The 18392-nt window shown below is 55.3% G+C and carries 18 protein-coding genes; 1 reads left to right on the forward strand and 17 read right to left on the reverse strand.

The genetic code is table 11. The annotated features are described in order from the left end of the window. Positions 1-116 precede the first annotated feature (116 nt). The 16 genes from BR83_RS0101265 to BR83_RS17055 all read right to left on the reverse strand — a co-directional run bounded on the left by BR83_RS0101265 (position 117) and on the right by BR83_RS17055 (position 16312). On the reverse strand, positions 117-857 hold the full coding sequence (locus BR83_RS0101265) for a hypothetical protein (RefSeq protein WP_027355557.1): 741 nt from the start codon (positions 855-857) through the stop codon (positions 117-119). A 3-nt stretch (positions 858-860) separates the two neighbouring features. Beyond that, the gene (gene floA / locus BR83_RS0101270; protein WP_027355558.1) at positions 861-1877 is read right to left on the reverse strand and encodes a flotillin-like protein FloA; all 1017 of its coding nucleotides are present in this window, start codon (positions 1875-1877) and stop codon (positions 861-863) included. Between the two features lie 84 nt (positions 1878-1961). After that, complete coding sequence (locus BR83_RS0101275) at positions 1962-2462, reverse strand: NfeD family protein (protein ID WP_027355559.1); 501 nt, start codon at positions 2460-2462, stop codon at positions 1962-1964. Positions 2463-2631: 169 nt separating this feature from the next. After that, on the reverse strand, positions 2632-2808 hold the full coding sequence (gene rpsU / locus BR83_RS0101280) for a 30S ribosomal protein S21 (RefSeq protein WP_013823688.1): 177 nt from the start codon (positions 2806-2808) through the stop codon (positions 2632-2634). Positions 2809-3029: 221 nt separating this feature from the next. Continuing rightward, entirely contained in the window at positions 3030-3374 is a 345-nt protein-coding gene (locus BR83_RS0101285; protein ID WP_027355560.1) for a histidine triad nucleotide-binding protein, read from the reverse strand. Positions 3375-3450: 76 nt separating this feature from the next. Further along, the gene (mtaB, locus tag BR83_RS0101290; protein ID WP_027355561.1) at positions 3451-4761 is read right to left on the reverse strand and encodes a tRNA (N(6)-L-threonylcarbamoyladenosine(37)-C(2))-methylthiotransferase MtaB; all 1311 of its coding nucleotides are present in this window, start codon (positions 4759-4761) and stop codon (positions 3451-3453) included. Between the two features lie 20 nt (positions 4762-4781). Beyond that, positions 4782-5537, reverse strand: coding sequence for a 16S rRNA (uracil(1498)-N(3))-methyltransferase (locus tag BR83_RS0101295; RefSeq protein ID WP_027355562.1), 756 nt, complete (start codon positions 5535-5537; stop codon positions 4782-4784). Further along, the gene (gene prmA / locus BR83_RS0101300) at positions 5525-6451 is read right to left on the reverse strand and encodes a 50S ribosomal protein L11 methyltransferase (protein ID WP_027355563.1); all 927 of its coding nucleotides are present in this window, start codon (positions 6449-6451) and stop codon (positions 5525-5527) included. The genes BR83_RS0101295 and prmA overlap by 13 nt, the downstream gene beginning before the upstream one ends. Positions 6452-6467: 16 nt before the next feature. Further along, positions 6468-7604 carry a molecular chaperone DnaJ gene (dnaJ, locus tag BR83_RS0101305; RefSeq protein WP_027355564.1) on the reverse strand — a complete coding sequence of 379 codons (1137 nt, stop codon included), beginning with the start codon at positions 7602-7604 and terminating at the stop codon, positions 6468-6470. Between the two features lie 175 nt (positions 7605-7779). Then, positions 7780-9609 carry a molecular chaperone DnaK gene (dnaK, locus tag BR83_RS0101310; RefSeq protein ID WP_027355565.1) on the reverse strand — a complete coding sequence of 610 codons (1830 nt, stop codon included), beginning with the start codon at positions 9607-9609 and terminating at the stop codon, positions 7780-7782. 51 nt (positions 9610-9660) lie between these two features. Then, positions 9661-10326 carry a nucleotide exchange factor GrpE gene (grpE, locus tag BR83_RS14685; RefSeq protein WP_034634190.1) on the reverse strand — a complete coding sequence of 222 codons (666 nt, stop codon included), beginning with the start codon at positions 10324-10326 and terminating at the stop codon, positions 9661-9663. 20 nt (positions 10327-10346) lie between these two features. Further along, positions 10347-11915, reverse strand: a complete 1569-nt coding sequence (locus tag BR83_RS0101320) for a TCP-1/cpn60 chaperonin family protein (protein WP_027355566.1) — start codon at positions 11913-11915, stop codon at positions 10347-10349. A gap of 14 nt (positions 11916-11929) precedes the next feature. Beyond that, positions 11930-12976, reverse strand: a complete 1047-nt coding sequence (gene hrcA, locus BR83_RS0101325) for a heat-inducible transcriptional repressor HrcA (protein WP_027355567.1) — start codon at positions 12974-12976, stop codon at positions 11930-11932. An 83-nt stretch (positions 12977-13059) separates the two neighbouring features. After that, on the reverse strand, positions 13060-14202 hold the full coding sequence (gene hemW / locus BR83_RS0101330) for a radical SAM family heme chaperone HemW (protein WP_027355568.1): 1143 nt from the start codon (positions 14200-14202) through the stop codon (positions 13060-13062). Positions 14203-14223: 21 nt separating this feature from the next. After that, positions 14224-16026, reverse strand: coding sequence for a translation elongation factor 4 (gene lepA / locus BR83_RS0101335; RefSeq protein WP_027355569.1), 1803 nt, complete (start codon positions 16024-16026; stop codon positions 14224-14226). Positions 16027-16108: 82 nt separating this feature from the next. Beyond that, positions 16109-16312, reverse strand: coding sequence for a hypothetical protein (locus tag BR83_RS17055; RefSeq protein ID WP_157832938.1), 204 nt, complete (start codon positions 16310-16312; stop codon positions 16109-16111). A gap of 243 nt (positions 16313-16555) precedes the next feature. Between BR83_RS17055 and BR83_RS0101350 the strand changes: the two genes are divergently transcribed. Beyond that, the gene (locus BR83_RS0101350; RefSeq protein ID WP_027355570.1) at positions 16556-17335 is read left to right on the forward strand and encodes a tRNA (adenine-N1)-methyltransferase; all 780 of its coding nucleotides are present in this window, start codon (positions 16556-16558) and stop codon (positions 17333-17335) included. A 9-nt stretch (positions 17336-17344) separates the two neighbouring features. Here BR83_RS0101350 and spoIIP read toward each other — a convergent pair whose 3' ends face one another. Beyond that, positions 17345-18385, reverse strand: coding sequence for a stage II sporulation protein P (gene spoIIP / locus BR83_RS16250; RefSeq protein WP_157832939.1), 1041 nt, complete (start codon positions 18383-18385; stop codon positions 17345-17347). Positions 18386-18392 lie beyond the last annotated feature (7 nt).

Consider the following 18392-nt stretch of genomic DNA (forward strand, 5'->3'; position numbering starts at 1 on the left):
CGGGAGTTCCGCAACGGGGGCAGGGTTTTCCCGGGCGGGCGGATAAACCGGCCCCACAGATGTGGTTTTGCATAAATGCACCTCCTCAATTGCAGCTTGATTTTGCCATGATGTTCCTACCGCGTCCCTCTCCTTCTCCGGGCCTGCCGGCCGCCACGGAAATTCAGCACTTCAGACAGGATCACCGCCGCAGCCAGGTTGCGTCTCGAAAGCAGGGGACATTGCACCGGCCGGGGGCAGGGGTCCCGGGTTTCCATAAAAACCTGGTCCGCACCTTCAACTCCGGGAACGTCCCGTACGGGACGTTCCCGGCGGGCCTCACGCTTCGTTTCAGCCGTCCGTTCCCGTTCCGGTTTATGTTCTAAATCGGGGTCAGGGCAGCACTCCTGTTGCTCCCGCCGGGACACACCGGCAGGTGCTTTGCGCACCCTTTCCCCGCCGGGCACCTGATCTTGCAGATCCCTTTCCCGTCTGTGCCAGGGGCGGGGAAACGGTCCTTCCTCCTGCCGGTTCCACGGGCCGGGAAGGGGAACATCCTCCGGAGCACTTTCCCGGCGGTCCCACGGACCCGGCAGGGGCAGATCAGTCTCTTCCGGCCTGCGACCCCACGGACCGGGCAGGGGTAGATCCGCCTCTTCCTGTCGACGGCTCCAGGGTCCCGGTAAAGGCAAATCTTCCTCCTCCCCGTAATTCCCCGGTTCCTTCATGGAATCATCCTGCTGTTTTTCACGTGCCTTTTGTTCTGGAAAAGGGGGTATAGAGCCCCCGGGATAACGCCGGTCCGACCTGCCGCGATCCCTGGCAAAGACTGTCCAGAAAACAAACAGGAGAAAGGCCCAGAAAATGAGCGCTTCCATGGGTTAGCGTTCCTTTCCTTTCCTGGAGGATTCGCCGGGCTCACCCGGCTCGCCGCCCATCCTGGCCAGACCCTCGCGCATACGGGTATCGGCCAGCAGGTTTTGCATGTTATAATAATCCATCACACCCAGTTTGCCCTGGCGCAACGCCTCGGCCATGGCCCGGGGCACTTCCGCTTCCGCTTCCACCACCCGGGCGCGCATTTCCTCCACCATGGCCCGCATCTCCTGCTCTTTGGCCACGGCCATGGCCCGCCGCTCTTCTGCTTTGGCCTGGGCAATGCGCTTGTCTGCTTCTGCCTGGTCGATTTGCAACTGGGCGCCGATGTTCCGCCCCACGTCCACGTCGGCAATATCAATCGAAAGGATTTCGAAAGCCGTCCCGGCATCCAGGCCCTTTTCCAGCACGGTCCGGGAAATGGAGTCCGGGTTTTCCAGCACGTGCTTGTGGCTTTCGGCACTGCCGACCGTAGTTACGACGCCTTCACCCACCCGGGCCAGGATGGTTTCCTCACCGGCACCACCCACCAGGCGGTCGATATTGGCCCGCACCGTAACCCGGGCGATAACCTTGACCTCAATACCGTCCTTGGCCACGGCGGATACCATGGGAGTTTGTATCACCTTGGGATTGACGCTCATCTGCACCGCTTCCAGGACATTGCGCCCGGCCAGATCGATGGCCGCGGCCCGCTCAAAAGTGAGGGGAATGTCCGCCCGCTCGGCGGCAATGAGAGCATCCACCACCCGGTCCACATTGCCCCCGGCCAGGTAATGGGCCTCCAGCTGGTTGACGGTCACATTGAGGCCGGCCTTGTCGGCCTTGATCAACGGGCCGACAATTTTTGCCGGCGGTACCCGCCGCAGGCGCATACCCACCAGGGTAATAATGCCGATTTTCACCCCTGAGGCCAGGGCGGAAATCCACAGCCCCACGGGGATGAAACTGAAAACCACCGTTATGCCTATTAAGAGAAGTAATAAAAAGATAATTGTGGAAAGTCCCAGCAAACTAAACATCAGGCACCTCCAAAATATAAAGTAGTTAAAAATATTTGCCCTTAGCAGAGTGGTTCTACTGGAAACCTGCCATATTCAGCACGGTTAACAGTAGTCTACCCGGCGTACCACCACCCGGTTTCCTTCCACCTGCACCACCTGCACTTTCGTTCCGGCCGGGATGTATTCCCCGCTGGTAACGACATCCAGCCGCCGACCGGCAATCTCCGCCGTCCCCGCAGGCCTCAAGGGAGTTAAGGCCACCCCCGCCTGGTGTACCAGTTGAACCAGCTCTTCCTGCCCGGCCGTATAACCCTTATCCTTCTCCTGCCTGGTGTTTAAGGTTAAACGTTGCCAGAAATTTAACCGGGACAGGAATTTGAGCCCCAGGAAAAATACCACTATGGTGAGGGCCAGGGCCACCACCAGTGCAGCCGTGGCCTGGGTAAAGTCCACGGCCAGCAGCAATACCCCCCAAGCCAGGAGAATTATCCCGGCCACTCCCGCCACACCGAAACCCGGAAACACGAAAATTTCCAGCACCAGGGCAATTATCCCCAGTAAAAATGCCAGCACCGACAACCAGGTAAAAAATTGACCGGACATTATTTATGGATCACCCCATCCGTCAGGGCGCCGGGGTAGATCCACGGCGCGGGTACCAAACTGTTAAAGGTGTAAAATTACCCGGCGCTCTTTACTACAGCACCGGGCTTCTCCTGCCGATGTTATACGTGCGTGTAAATTTTCCTAGTTACCGGCCCGGCCAGATAAATTAACGGTACTTGCGCCTTCTGGCCGCTTCGGATTTTTTCTTCCGCCGCACACTGGGTTTTTCGTAATGCTCATGTCGCCTGGCTTCCGCTAGGACGCCAGCTTTCTGACAGGAACGCTTGAAACGACGGAGGGCACTATCCAGAGTTTCATTTTTACCGACACGAACTTCCGGCACTGCTCTTTTCCCTCCCTCCGCCAGGCTGTTAGGCTGTTCATAAGACTGAAAAAACCCCCAACCTGAAATTGCAAAATACCATGTCATTATAGACTGATTCCCACCATTAAGTCAACCGGGTTAGAACCCCGTGTTGTCCCCACTTTCCGGTTATCCCGTACCATTGCTCCTGCTCGCTCCGGCAAGCTTTGCAGGTCAAAATCGCCCCGGGCCCTGAACGCTTAACCCGGCGGCCACTGCAGGGTCCTGCCCCCCAGCAGGTGATAATGAATATGGAAAACCAGCTGCCCGGCATCTTCCTTGCAGTTGCTGACCAGGCGAAAACCTTTTTCTTCCAGGTTTAACTGCCGGGCAACCCGGCCTGCTACCAGCTGCACATGCCCGATCAGGGAAACGTCATCTTCTGTCAGATCAAAGAAGGTAGGTATGTGTTTTTTGGGAATGAGCAAGAGGTGGACAGGAGCCGCCGGCTGGATATCTTTAAAAACCATTACCTGCTCATCTTCATAAACAATCTCGGCCGGGACTTCCTTGCGCACAATCCTGCAGAAAATGCAATCCTGCACCGTACCACCTCCCTCCCGTAAAAAGTGGCGCAATAACCTATTCAACATCTAAAGTTATTAATCCTGCAGGTAAGGCTTAAATTATCCATCCTTTCAGGTCCGGGCCCCGGGCTTCCGCCACCTTAACCGTTACCAGCTGACCCACAACGTCTTCCCGGGAAGGGAAGCTAACCCGCAGGTAGTTATCGGTCAACCCGGTGTAAAAGCCCTGCATCCCCGGCAGCTCTTCTTCCACCAGTACCTTAACCTCACGGCCGATATGGCTGGCGGCAAAAGAACAGGCCAGCTCTTCCCCCAGGGCAATCAGGCGCCGGCTTCGCGCCTCTTTTACCGGAGCACTTACCTGGTCGGGAAATGATGCTGCAGCCGTACCCCGGCGGGGTGAATACTTGAAGACATGCAACCGGGCGAAAGCCATTTCCCGCACAAAATTAAAGGTATTTTCAAACTGGCTATCGGTTTCCCCGGGAAAGCCAACGATGATATCCGTGGTAATCGCTACTCCCGGTAGTCTCTCCCTCACCTTCTGCACCAGTTCCCGAAACCAGCCTGTGGTGTAGTGACGGCGCATACGGGCCAGGACTGTATCATCACCGCTCTGCAAAGGAATATGGAGGTGGCGGCAAATATTGGGACTGGTAGCCATAACATCCACCAGTTTATCCGTTATATCCATCGGTTCCACGGAACTGAGGCGCAGGCGTAACAGCCCCGGTATCAATGCCAGCTGTTCCATTAAACCGGCCAGGTCAAGGCTGCCGGGTTTATCCTGACCGTAAGCGCCGGTATGAATACCGGTGAGCACCAGCTCCTTAAAACCCCCGGCCACCAGTTCCCTGGCTTCGGCCAGCACCTTTTCCGGATCCCGGCTGCGCAACGGCCCCCGGGCATAGGGAATGATGCAGTAAGCACAATAGTTATTGCATCCTTCCTGAATCTTCAAGAAAGCCCTGACCCGGGACGGCAGGGCCGGCACGGGCGGGTCCTCAAAATCTACATCCTGAAAGACATCTCGCACCACGGCCCCGGGCTGCCGCTCACCTTCGAGCAGTTCCTCTACCAGATCCACAATGCGGAACTTATCCCGGGTTCCAACCACCAGGTCCACGCCGGGAATGGACAGCACCTCTTCTGGCGAAATCTGGGCATAACAGCCGGTTACCACCAAGCGGGCCCGGGGGTTTCTGCGCGCAGCCCTCCGGATAAGCTGCCTTGACTTGCGATCTCCCAGATGGGTAACCGTACAGGTGTTGATAATATAAATATCCGCCGGTTCATTAAAATCCACCACTTTATAACCCCGTTCCCGGAAAAGGGTGGCCAGGGCTGAGGATTCGTATTGATTGACCTTGCATCCCAGCGTGGTTACAGCTACCGTCCTGGTCATGGCCGTTCACCTCCGGATTGTTACCCGTCTCCACCCAGATCTCCCAGTTCATAGAGGATCATGGTCAGCGCGGCCAGCCCCGCTGTCTCCGTGCGCAGGATTCGTGGACCCAGGGATACGGAGTAAACACCTTTTTCCCTGGCCATGGCAACTTCCTCCATAGCAAACCCGCCTTCTGGCCCGATAAAAATAAACACCTCTTCGCAGGTTCGCCCCCTGAGGACGGCCTTTAAAGATCGTTCCCTTTCTTCCTCCCAGGGCATCAACGCCAGTGCACCCGGTGGGATGAGGTTGAGCGCTTCCGGCAAATCCATTATTCCGGCAACCCGGGGTACGGTGGCCCGGCGGGACTGTTTGGCAGCTTCCAGGGCTATTCGCTGCCAGCGCCGCTGGCGGTCACGGGCTTTGTCCGGCGCAAGCCGGACCACGGAGCGGGTGCAGGCCAGGGGAATTATACAGGACACACCCAGTTCGGTGCTCTTCTGTATAATTATGTCCATTTTATCGCCCTTGGAAAGCCCCTGTATCAGCGTTACCCTTAAAGGAGCTTCTCCCCCGGGAATAAAATGCTCCAGGATTTCTCCTTCGACCACACCACGATCAGAACCGGTCAATCTTACCCGGTAACCGTTGCCCTGCCCATCCATAACTGTAATCACATCTCCCGGCACAAGGCGCAGTACCCGGGAAATATGCACCACATCGGAACCGGTGATGATCACCCGCCTGCCGGTAATCTGCTCCGGAGAAACAAAGAAATAACCTATGGCCGGCACCCCCCGCGGGCGACCAGTGCGTACCATTCACCGCGGCAACGACGGTCTACGATTTTAAATCCATGGTTTTCCAGTGCCCCGACCACATCCCGTTCCCGCCCCCTGATAATGCCCGAAGCAATAAATAGCCCCTCCGGCTTCAAAATCCCGACTGCCTGCGGGATCAGGCGAATAATTACGTCAGCCACGATGTTGGCCACCACCACATCGGCGGTAATGGCCACCCCGTCCAGCAGGTTGTTGCATAAAACTTCAACTTTATCCTGTACCCGGTTCAATTTCACATTATCCCGGGCGGCCGATACAGCCACCGGATCATTATCTATAGCCACCACCCTGCGCGCTCCCAGCAGGGCAGCTGCTATGGTCAGAACACCCGATCCGGTACCCACATCCACCACCACTTCTCCACCGGATAAAATATCTTCCATCAGGGTAAGACAGAGCTGTGTAGTGGGATGGGTACCACTACCAAAGGCCATCCCCGGATCCATTTCAATTACCACCTGTCCCGGGAGTGCCGGATATTCTTCCCAGGCCGGTTTTATCACCAGTCTTCTTCCCACAGGCACAGGTTTATAGTAATCCCTCCAGGCCCGGGCCCAATCTTCTTCCATGACTCTCCTGGTCCTGATGTTAAAGACATCCTCACCGGCCAGGGCAAATAGCCGCCTCTTCAGGGTAGCAACACGCACATCAAGATTTTCATCAACCGGCAGGTAAGCCTTCACCACGGGTTCCCGGGGAAGAGAGGAAGGATCCAGGGCCACCTCGTCTTCTGCCCCCTGCAGGTATAAAGAAAAGAGGGCGGGGTCCTCGATGGCCACCCCGCCGGTACCCAGCTCGATGAATATATTGCTTACTGCCTCAACCCACTCGCCGGGAGTGGTAACGGCAATTTCCAGCCACTCCAAACACACCGGCCCCCCATCATCCCATAAAAGCATCTCTAACTTTATCAAAGAAACCTTTTTCCACCCCGGCCGGATTTTCACCGCTCAACCGGGCAAACTGGCGCAAAAGCTTTTTCTGTTCCTCACTCAACCTGGTGGGGACCATCACCTTAACCCGCACCAGCTGGTCACCACGCCCATAACCGCCCAAATCCGGGATGCCCTTGCCCCTCAGGCGGAAAACAGTGCCGTGTTGCGTACCTTCGGGAATACGTAAGGTTGCCTTGCCTTCAAGGGTGGGCACTTCCACCACATCACCCAAAGCAGCCTGGGCAAAGGAAATGGGCAACTCCATAAGCACGTCATTGCCTTCACGCTTAAAGATCTTGTGGGGCCGGACGTGAATGTAGACATAGAGATCACCCGGCGGCCCACCCCTCAGACCGGCCTCTCCTTCACCGGCCACCCGCAACCTTGTCCCATCATCCACACCGGCAGGAATCTTGATGTGAATGGTGCGGGTGCGGTGAACCTGCCCGCTCCCATGACAGTTGGCGCAGGGTTTTTCAATTATGCGACCTGCACCCCGGCAGCGATCACAGGTGCGGGACTGGAAAATGCGCCCGAAGGGAGTGCTCTGGGCAAACTGCACCTGGCCGGTGCCTCCACACACCGGGCAGGTTACCGGGCGCGTCCCAGGAGCAGCCCCGGTACCGTTGCAGGTGCTGCATGGCTCCATACGGGGTACCCGGATATCTTTCTCCAGCCCAAAAGCAGCTTCTTTGAAGGAGAGTTCCAGATCCACCCGGATATCTGCTCCTTTTTCGGGGCCGCGCCTGTGCCGGGTAGACCCGCCAAAGAACATATCGAATATATCTCCCAGGCCCCCGAAATCGGTACCAAACCCTCCAAAACCACCAAATCCCTCGAACCCGCCAAACCCCTGGTTACCGGTGGCGGCATGGCCAAAGCGGTCATACTGAGCCCGTTTTTCCGGATCACTCAGGACTTCATAGGCTTCAGTTATTTCCTTAAACTTGGCCTCCGCATCCTTATCGTTGGGATTGGCGTCGGGGTGGTACTGCCGGGCCAGCTTGCGGTAAGCTTTTTTGATTTCCTCCTGCGTGGCGTCCCGGGACACCCCCAGGATTTCATAGTAGTCGCGCTTTGCCATGGCGTTACCACCACCTGAACGTACCTTTATACTCGTTTAAATAAAACTCCCGGTAACAATGCAAACCTGGCCGGCAGTCGTCTCAGGACCACCGGCCAGAAAACACCTGCAGGACAATTAACGACGCTAAAGCACATCCGGGAGTATTATACAACATTTTAATGGCTGCTGCCAATTACTTCTGATCATCTTTAATTTCGTAATCCGCATCCACCACTTTTTCACTACCGGAACCAGCAGCACCACTGCTACCGCCTGCCTGCGCCTGCTGGGCCTGCTGCTGGTAAAGCTGGGCCGAAAGTTCATACAGGGGTTTGGTCAATTCCTCGATGCGGGACTTGATCAGCTGCGTATCCTTGCCGCCCAGGGCTTCTCTAAGCCTTTCCACGGCTTTTTTGACTTCTTCCACCTTGGCTTTATCGGCTTTATCGCCCAGGTCTCTGATGGTTTTTTCAGCCTGGTAGATCATGCTATCGGCCTGGTTGCGCAGTTCGGCTTCTTCTTTCCGCTTGCGGTCTTCCTCGGCATATTTTTCTGCCTCTTTAACCATGCGCTGGATTTCTTCCTCCGAAAGCCGTGAAGTACCGCTGATGGTAATGCTCTGGGCTTTGCCAGTTGCCAGATCCTTGGCGGAAACATTTACAATACCGTTTACGTCTATATCAAATTTTACTTCAATCTGCGGTACTCCCCGGGGTGCCGGAGGTATTCCGGTAAGGGTAAACCGACCCAGGGTCTTGTTGTCAGCGGCCATGGGGCGTTCACCCTGGAGCACATGGATTTCCACCGTAGTCTGCCCGTCAGCAGCGGTGGTAAAAATCTGGCTTTTGGAAGTGGGAATAGTGGTATTCCGTTCAATGATCTTGGTAAACACACCCCCCAGGGTCTCAATACCCAGGGAAAGTGGTGTCACGTCCAGGAGCAAAACGTCTTTAACCTCGCCGGCCAGCACTGCTGCCTGGATGGCTGCCCCGATGGCCACGCACTCATCCGGGTTAATTCCTTTATATGGCTCTTTGCCCAGGAACTTGCGTATGGCCTCCTGAACAGCCGGAATACGGGTGGAACCCCCTACCAGAATTACCTTGTGGATATCCTTAGGTTCCAGCCCCGCATCGGCCAGGGCCTGCCGCGTTGGGCCCATGGTCATTTCCACCAGGTCGGCGGTTAACTCCTCAAATTTGGCCCGGGTGAGGGTTACATCCAGATGCTTGGGGCCGCTGGCATCGGCAGAAATAAAGGGGAGGTTGATGTTGGTCGTGGTAACACTGCTCAGCTCTATCTTGGCCTTTTCTGCAGCTTCCTTCAACCGCTGCATGGCCATGCGGTCATTGCGCAGGTCAATGCCTGTCTCTTTCTTAAACTGCTCTATGAGCCAGTCCATTATCCTCTGGTCGAAGTCATCACCGCCCAAGCGGTTGTTACCGCTGGTGGCCTTGACCTCAAAAACGCCGTCCCCCAGCTCCAGTATGGATACGTCGAAGGTACCTCCACCCAGGTCGAATACCAGGATGGTCTGATCCTCTTCCTTATCCAAACCGTAGGCCAGGGAAGCGGCGGTAGGTTCGTTGATTATGCGCAGGACTTCCAGGCCGGCAATTCTACCGGCATCCTTGGTAGCCTGCCGCTGGGAATCGGTAAAATAAGCAGGTACGGTGATAACTGCCTTTTCCACCTTTTCCCCCAGATAGGCCTCGGCATCGGCTTTTAATTTCTGTAAAATCATGGCCGAGATTTCCTCGGGAGTGTATTCCTTATCGTCAATTTTTACCCGGTAGTTGGTACCCATATGCCGCTTAATAGACCTGATAGTACGTTCCGGGTTGCTCACCGCCTGGCGCTTGGCCAGCTGGCCGACCAGGCGTTCACCCGTTTTGGTAAAGCCCACCACAGAGGGAGTTATGCGCTCCCCCTCCGCATTGGGAATAACTATTACCTCGCCACCTTCCATAACGGCCATACAGGAGTTGGTTGTTCCAAGGTCAATACCTATAACTTTCCCCATTTATCACGACCTCCTTAACAGATACTGCTGGTCTGTTTGTTCCCGTTATCCTCATTGGTTGTTTTCCTGTTTTGATACCGCGCGGGCTACCTTGACCAGGGCCGGCCGCAACAGCCGGTCCTTAAAATAATAGCCCCGGCGCAATTCCTCGATTACCGTATTGTCCGGGTAAGAATCGGTCTCTTCCTGCATGATTGCTTCATGCCTGGCAGGATCAAAGGGTTCATTTACAGCCGGAACCGGAGAAAGCCCCTCCCTAGTGAGTACATCCATGAGCTGGCGGTAAATCATCTCCACCCCCGCCACCACCTGGGCCGGATCATCCTCTTTAGCTGCCAGTGCCCGCTCAAAGTTATCCACGACGGGCAAAAGCTCGGCTACCAGGGACTGCGAGGCATACTTAAACCATTCCTCCCGCTCCCTGTTCATGCGGCGCCGGTAGTTTTCAAAGTCGGCCTGCATCCTTGCCAGCCTCTGAAAGTAATCCTGGGCCAGGGCTGTCTGCTCGGCCAGGCGCCGCTCCAGTTCCTGTACATCCACCTCTTCCTGCCCCTGTTCTCCCGCTGTCTCCTCCCCTTCTGTTTCCGGCAAATCAACCTGGCCAGGAGAAGAACCCTGAACCGCACTGCCGGGCTCATCGGCAGCACCGGGAGAACCGGCTTCATTATTATGTTCTGTATTTTCAGCCTCTCCCTGAGGGATTTTTTTCTCTTCCATCTCCGCACACCTCACAAGCCTTATATATCCGTCGCCTGCCTGAGACCTGCCTCTTTGTCCTCCCGCTTCTTGATAATGGTATCTATCCGCAAAATAGCTTCGGCAATTTCCCCCGCTGCTTTAAAGGCATAAGTCTTCACCAGGACGGGATCCACCACACCCAGTTCATACATATCCGCCACCTGGCCCGTATCGCAATCCACGGCCAGGGCCTCATTTCCCGTCTCTACCTGGGCAGCCATGACATCGCCAACCTTTTCCAGCGGGTTAAAGCCGGCATTGGCCACAATCTGGGCCAGCGGGCGTTTCAGAGCTTCTATGACGCAGTCCACTCCGTAGGCCGTCATGCCGCGCATGGAGGCCCGGGTTTTCTCCACCTCCCTGGCTACGGCCAGCTCAATGGCCCCACCGCCGGGAACAACTCCTCCCCTCACGGCAGCCTGGACGGCGGAGGCCGCATCCCTGGCAATGCGCTCCCTTTCCCCCACCACTTCCGCAGTGGCGGCACCTACCAGAACCGTAGCCATGGGCCTGCCGCCACCTTCCTGGATCCAGACCTGCTCCAGCTTTTCATCATGAAAAACCCGGCGGCAACGGCCGAGATAGTGTTTAATCTGCTCCAGATCCTTTTTCAGGCCGGTACGTTTGATCATCCGGGCCCCGGTGTGTTCAGCCACCCGGCGAAGTTCCTTGTTGGCCACCCTCTGCACAACCATAATCCCGGCATCGGTAAGCATTTCTTCAGCCAGATCATGAACGCCCCGGTCAACCAGCACCAGGCCCACCTTAAGGTCAATAATCTTTTGTATGTTATCCCGAAACTGGTTCTGCAATTCCATATACCTGGCAAAACCGGCTTCGGTAGCCAGAGCTTCCTCCTCGATCTCCTCCGGCTCCAGGGCATCATCGATAACCAGCACCTGCGCATCTGCGAGTTCGCGGGGCATCTGGCGGTTCATGGGTTCCTTATCCACAATTACGCCCATAAAAACCTGGTTATCTGCCCCTTCCTGAGCCATCACCGTATCCGCAAAGCGAAAAGAACGGTCCAGAAGCTTTTCCCGCCCGATCATCCTGGCCGCCTGTACCACCAGATCGGCAATATCCTCATGCCCTCTCCCGGCCACCAGGGCAACTTGATAAATTAAAGGATCGTTCAAATCTTCCACCGGCCGGGCCTTTTGCTTCATGATTTCCAGGCCGCGTTTAACTCCTGCCCGGATACCTTCAATAACCCGGGCCACAGGCACCCCCCGGGCCACCTGCTCCACCCCGGTGCCGACCATGGCCCCGGCCATGACGGTAGCGGTAGTGGTGCCATCACCAATTTCCTCCTGCTGGGCCCTGGCAACGTTGATCACCATCCGGGCCGCCGGATGGTTGGCCTCCATCATGGTAAGGATGGTAACACCGTCATTGGTGATGACTACTTCCCCAAATTTATCCACCAGCATGGTATCCAGGCCCTTTGGACCCAGGGTGCCCTCTACGGCGGAAGCAATGGCCCGAACGGCATTGGCATTGGTGACCAGGGCCGCCATTCGCTCATCCACTTCCGCACCCGTGCTGGCCTGCTGTTTGAGACTCAAAACCCTGTTCCTCCTTATTTATCCCAACCACCCAGGAGATTTTCCAGGGCGCGGGACAGGTTTTTGGTTAAATGCTCCACCACGGTGACCACCCTGGCATAATCCATGCGGGTTGGCCCGAGAACACCTATGGTCCCAACCGGCTTCCCTTTCAGGCGGTAGGTGGCCACCACCATACTGCAATTGCTCATCTGCCGGCAGCGAATTTCCCGCCCGATGCGCACGGTAACGCCTTCCCTGCCCACATCATCTGCCAGCAAATTGCACAGGAGGCTTTCCTGTTCCAGCAGGCTGAGCAGGGTTTTTACTTTCTCCACATTACGGAACTCGGGCTGGTTTAAGATATTGAGAATCCCACCGAGATATATTCTTTCCTCCGGCAGCCTGGTCAGACTATCCTGTAAAAGCTCCATGACCATTTCTATAATCTTCCTGTGCTTAATCAGCTCCAGGTAAATTTCTTTGACCAGAGTAAGCTTTATGCTATCCATGGTACGGCCCTGGAGTTTGGCATTGAGTACCGTGGAGATGGTCTCAAGGTCCTCGGCGGTTATCCCGCGGGGAATTTCCATAATCCGGTGGTGTACGATACCGCTATCCATGATCGCCACCAGCATGGCCTGTTCGGAACCCAGTTGAACCAGGCGGATATATTTAAATCTGCTGGTACCGATTTTGGGCGGCATTACCATGGCAGCATACTGGGTTAACTGGGATAGCAACTGACCTGTCCGCTGGATTACCTCTCCCACATCACGGACTTTTTGATGGTAGCTTTCCCGGATCAGTCCTTCTTCCTCGGGGGTTAGCTCCTGCCGTTTCATTAAATAATCCACGTAATACCTGTAGCCCAGCTCTGAAGGGATCCGGCCGGCAGAGGTATGGGGTTGTTCGATATAACCCATATCCTCAAGATCAGCCATCTCATTACGAATGGTAGCCGGGCTGATCCCCAAACGGTACTTCCGGGCAATTGTGCGTGAACCCACCGGTTCAGCGGTAGCAATGTAATCGGTGATAATGGCCAGAAGGATATCCTGCTTGCGGGCATCCATTCTCACCCTTAACACCCCCTTTGTTAGCACTCGATCGCATTGAGTGCTAAACCCTGTTAAGTTTAACATAGCACCCGGCTGAACATTTGTCAAGGCAGCACAAATTCCTGGAAAACCAGGTTGGCCAGGGGTAAGCCCCGCGGAGTTAACCTCAAATGCCCGGAACAAACTTCCAGGAGTCCCGCTTCCTTTAACTTCTGGATTTGATCCCCAAATACCTCTTCAATATTTTTCCCAAAACGGGCTCTAAATTTTTCCAGGTCCAGCCCCTCCCTGAGGCGAAGAGCTAAAAACACTGTTTCCGACATCATTAGGGGAAGGGATAATTTCTCGCGGCCGGCCACCGGCAATTTTCCTGAGGAAAGAGTCGCCCGGTATTCCTCCAGGGAAGAGGTATTGTAAAAGCGCTCCCCCCGCAGGCAGGAATGGGCTGCCGGGCCCAGGCCGAGATATGGTTCATACTGCCAGTAGGATAGATTATGCCGGCAACGGTAACCGGGACGGGCAAAATTGGAGATCTCATAATGCTCGTAACCCCGGGCCGTAAGAAAATTTATCACCTCCCGGTACATGGCCAGTTCCGTTTCCTCGTCACAGCAGGGGATACTGCCACTGGCCACCGCCCGGGCCAGGGGTGTTCCTTCTTCAAGCTGCAGCGCATAGGCCGAAATGTGCTCGGGCTCCAGGATAAGTATTTCTTCCAGGCACTTTCTCCAATCCGCCAGGCTCTGACCGGGAAGGGCAAAAATGAGATCCAGGTTGAGATTGCCAAAACCGGCCCGGCGGGCCAGCCTTACCGCCTCCACAGCCTGGGAAAAACTATGGACCCGCCCCAGCAACTTCAAAAGGTGTTCCGAACACGCCTGCACCCCGAGGGAAAGGCGGTTGACCCCGGCCGCATACAGGGCTTTTAATCCGGACAGGTCCACTGTTCCGGGGTTGGCTTCCACAGTTACCTCCACCCCGGAAGACCAGTGGAAATAACGGCGGCAGCCTTCCAGTATGGCCACCAGCTCCCCCTGCGGCAGGCAGGTGGGTGTACCGCCACCGATGAAAATGGTTTTGAGAACCCTCTCCTGCGGCGACAGGTGTTCATGATAAAGGGCCATTTCCCGTAAAAGAGCGACCCGGTACCGGCGGGCGGCTTCCGGGTCATAAACATAGGAAACAAAATCACAGTAATGGCATTTACGCAGGCAAAAGGGAACATGAATATACAGGCTGATGGCCACAGGCTCACTCCCCGGGTTACTTCATTTATCTTCTATGCTCAACACAGCCATAAAGGCCTCTTGAGGAATTTCCACGCTGCCTACCTGTTTCATTCGTTTTTTGCCTTCCTTTTGTTTTTCCAGGAGCTTGCGCTTACGGGTAACGTCACCGCCGTAACATTTAGCCAGCACATCCTTGCGCCTGGCCTTGATGGTCTCACGGGCAATTACACGGCTACCGATGGCTGCCTGAACGGGTACATCAAACAACTGCCGGGGAATCAAGCTGCGCAGCTTTTCAACCAGCTGCCGTCCACGGTGATAGGCCTTGTCCCGGTGAACAATACAGGTCAGCGCATCCACCGGCTCACCATTGATCAAGATATCCAGCTTTACCAGATCGCTTTCCCTGTAACCCGCCAGTTCATAATCCAGGGAAGCATAACCCCGGGTACGGGATTTCAGCTGGTCAAAAAAATCAAATATAATCTCGGCCAGGGGCAGGTCGTAGACGAGCATGACCCGGTTTTCCCCCAGGTACTCCATGGTTTTAAAAGTACCCCGGCGTTCCTGGGCCAGGTCCATTACCGGTCCCACATACTCTTTAGGCACCATGATGGTGGCAGTAACAAATGGTTCCTCCATCCGGGCCAACTTCCCCGCTGGCGGAATTCTGGTCGGGTTGTCGATGTAAAGCTCTTCCCCCGAAGTGGTAACAACTCTGTAGACCACGTTGGGTGCGGTGGTAATTAAATTCAGGCCGTATTCCCGCTCCAGCCGCTCCTGGATAATTTCCATGTGCAGCAATCCCAGGAAACCGCAGCGAAAACCAAAACCCAGGGCCTCGGAGGTTTCCGGCTCATAAACCAGGGAGGCATCGTTCAACTTCAACTTTTCCAGGGCGTCCCGCAGAGCACCGTAGTCCACCGCATCCACGGGATAAAGGCCGCAATAAACCATGGGCGTTACCTTACGGTAACCGGGCAAGGGCTTTTCCGCCGGACGGGCAGCATCGGTGATGGTGTCGCCCACCCGGGTATCCCTTACATTTTTTATGCCCGCGGCCACATATCCCACCTGACCTGCGTCCAGCCGTCCCGTGGGAGTCATGGCTGGCCTGAAGATGCCTACCTCGCTGACCTCAAATTCCTTTCCGGTGGACATCATCTTTATGTGCATACCCTCTTCCAGGCGACCATCTACCACACGCACATAGGCAATAACCCCCTTGTAGGGGTCATAATGGGAATCAAAAATAAGAGCTTTTAAAGGAGCAGCGGGATTACCCCTGGGAGGTGGGATACGCTGCACAATGGCCTCCAAAAGCTCCTTTACTCCGGTTCCAAACTTGGCTGAAACCAAAATGGCCCCGGAAGCATCCAGCCCGATCACATCTTCGATTTCCTGTTTCACTCGCTCGGGATCAGCCGCAGGCAGGTCAATTTTATTAATCACCGGGATAATTTCCAGATCGTTTTCGATGGCCAGGTACACGTTGGCCAGGGTTTGGGCCTCGATTCCCTGGGCCGCATCCACCACCAGCAGCGCTCCCTCGCAGGCCGCCAGGCTGCGGGAAACTTCATAACTAAAGTCCACATGCCCGGGAGTATCGATTAAGTTCAACTGGTATTCAATCCCGTCTTCGGCCCGGTAAGACAGCCGCACTGCCTGCAGCTTAATGGTAATGCCCCTCTCCCGCTCCAGATCCATCTGGTCCAGAACCTGGTCGGTCATCTCCCGCGGGCTGAGAGCTCCCGTGTATTCTAAAAGCCTGTCGGCCAGGGTGGACTTACCGTGATCAATGTGGGCAATGATGCAAAAATTACGGATGCGTTCTCTCCCCATGCCCGCAATCACCATCCTCAAATCTCTCAGAGACTTATTATAACATCAATCACCGGAGGTGAAAAGAATTCTTATTCCGGACTTACCACTTGAAGTCCGAAGAATACCGGGCAACCAGTTCTACCAGCTCCTGCAGGTGATCACCAAATGCCCTGGCCAGTTGCTCCAGCCGGAGGGGATCCGGGGGTAGAAGAAACTGGTTATACCCTGCCAGCACCACCTCCAGGCCGGAAACCACCAGACCCAGGAAAATTCCCAAAACAATAACCGTCCTCCACCAGCTCATACTCCTGATCTCACTCCCTGTGTTCCATTATTGAGCATTTAATTTACTTTTTATACAGGGAAGGTTGCCGGCCAACCAGGTTTGTGGGGAAAGCTGGCAGGGTTTTCTAAATCCGGCAGAACGGTCGGTAAGGAAGAAGACCTTTTCTGCAGGTATTATAATGGTAAAATATAATGTAAATGCTTAAAGAGGAAATACGGGCCTTTAAGCTAGAAAGAGATATCTGCTGGAAGGAGTGTTACCATGCCGCTTGCAGAAGGAGAACTGGTTGTCTTTGCCGACGAACGTTTTCAATTATTACAGCGCCTTACCCCGGGGAAACGCCTGAATACCTACTGGGGTTACATTGATCATGATGAAGTTCTGGGCCTGGAACCGGGCAGTATGGTCAGGACTTCCGGAGGGAAAAAACTCTACGTATTTTACCCAACTGTTTCCAATTACATACTAAAAATGCCGCGCAAGAGCGGCATCATATACCCCAAAGACCTGGGTATCATCATGGTCTGGACGGATATAGGGCCTGGAGATCGGGTGCTTCTGGGAGGGGTCGGAAGCGGAGCGCTGCTGATAGCAGTGTTAAGGCAGGTGGGAGCGACCGGCAAAGTGGTAGCTTATGATCTCCGCCAGGACATGCTTGACTGTGCCACGGAAAACATAAAAACATATTTCGGCACCGTACCCTCCCATCTCGAACTCAAGCTGGGGGATATTTACGAAGCTACCGGGGAAACGGGCTATGACCGGCTACTCCTGGACGTGCCGGAACCGTGGAAGGCAGTCAGGATTGCGGACAGCGCCCTGATTCCCGGCGGCATTTTGTGTTCCTACCTGCCTTCCATTGTTCAGGCCCGTACCCTTACCACCGTCCTGCAAAAATCAGGTTCTTTTGGTTTAATTGAGACCCTGGAAGTAATGCTCCGGCAATGGCACGTGGAAGGCCGTGCGGTCAGGCCCCAGCATCGCATGGTAGGCCACACCGGATTTCTCACCTTCGCACGCAAGCTGAGCGGCGGGGAGTAAGTAGCCCTATTACTGCTCACCCGGTTGAGCAGCCCCGTTTCTCGCCAGCTTTTGTACCTCTTCTCCCAAAACTTCGGCAAACAACCGGGCCGAGGCCACTGCCTCCGCAGTGGTGTTGTTGGTACTCCCAATTTCCACCAGCAGCGCCCGGGGATGAAGAAACTGGTTATATCGCCCCTCTTTAACCCGTACCCCCTGGCACAAGCCGGGGTATTTTTTATTCAGGGCTGCAGCCAGTTGCCTGGCAAACTGTTCATTCTGCCGCCAGCCGGGGAAGGGCGCCCTGGCGTCGGAACCGACGACAAACAGGATGGGCGCCACTTCCTTTCCCTGAACCCTTACCAGGCAGTCCCGGCGGGGCTTTCCGGCATCCCGGTGTATATCCAGGAGCACTTCCAGCTGGGGCTCTTCCTGCAGCACTTCCCGCACCGTTTTTTCGGATTCCATATATGATAAGTTATACTTCTGGTCGTGAATTTTTTTTATGTGCAGGGTCGGCAGGCCGTATCTTTCTTCCAGTTCCTGGCGTATAATTTCTCCTACCTGCACTACACTCCCCTCTTTCCCATCAAGCCTGGCCACGCCATCCGTCAGGCTGTAACATTCTCCGGTATGGGTGTGGTAAATGGCCACCAGGTATTTTCCGGAAGAGTTCAAAGGTGCACCGGCAGCCTGTTTTGAAGCAGGTTCCGGCGGATTAACCTTTCCTTCCTGCTTTACCGGCAGATAAGCCAGCAGGGAAAGCTGGGAACGAAGCATAGCCCGGGAATCTTTCCAGGGAAGGAGGGCACCTCCGCCCAGCTCCGGCCACCAGCCGGATAGCGGACCCGAAAAATCCTTCCCATCTTCCACACCGGCAGTGTACAGAGGGAGAGCGGCCTGCAGGATTAACCGCGGATCCCGGGGAAATAATACCTGCCCCCCTGAGCGGAAAAACAATACTCCCATCCCTGTAATCAGAGCAAAGAATATAAAAATAATACCAGCCAAAAACAGAAAGCTATAGAGCCTGCCCCATAACCAGCGGTGCCGGTAGCTGTAGAGATACACAAAAATC

Source organism: Desulfofundulus thermocisternus DSM 10259 (assembly GCF_000686645.1).
GTDB classification, from domain to species: domain Bacteria; phylum Bacillota; class Desulfotomaculia; order Desulfotomaculales; family Desulfovirgulaceae; genus Desulfofundulus; species Desulfofundulus australicus.

Bases quoted from the DNA above. Each gene is read 5' to 3' on its own strand.
- BR83_RS0101265 (WP_027355557.1), bottom strand. From the start codon at position 857: ATGGAAGCGCTCATTTTCTGGGCCTTTCTCCTGTTTGTTTTCTGGACA.
- floA (WP_027355558.1), bottom strand. From the start codon at position 1,877: ATGTTTAGTTTGCTGGGACTTTCCACAATTATCTTTTTATTACTTCTC.
- BR83_RS0101275 (WP_027355559.1), bottom strand. From the start codon at position 2,462: ATGTCCGGTCAATTTTTTACCTGGTTGTCGGTGCTGGCATTTTTACTG.
- mtaB (WP_027355561.1), bottom strand. From the start codon at position 4,761: ATGACCAGGACGGTAGCTGTAACCACGCTGGGATGCAAGGTCAATCAA.
- dnaJ (WP_027355564.1), bottom strand. From the start codon at position 7,604: ATGGCAAAGCGCGACTACTATGAAATCCTGGGGGTGTCCCGGGACGCC.
- dnaK (WP_027355565.1), bottom strand. From the start codon at position 9,609: ATGGGGAAAGTTATAGGTATTGACCTTGGAACAACCAACTCCTGTATG.
- grpE (WP_034634190.1), bottom strand. From the start codon at position 10,326: ATGGAAGAGAAAAAAATCCCTCAGGGAGAGGCTGAAAATACAGAACAT.
- lepA (WP_027355569.1), bottom strand. From the start codon at position 16,026: ATGGGGAGAGAACGCATCCGTAATTTTTGCATCATTGCCCACATTGAT.
- BR83_RS17055 (WP_157832938.1), bottom strand. From the start codon at position 16,312: ATGAGCTGGTGGAGGACGGTTATTGTTTTGGGAATTTTCCTGGGTCTG.
- BR83_RS0101350 (WP_027355570.1), top strand. From the start codon at position 16,556: ATGCCGCTTGCAGAAGGAGAACTGGTTGTCTTTGCCGACGAACGTTTT.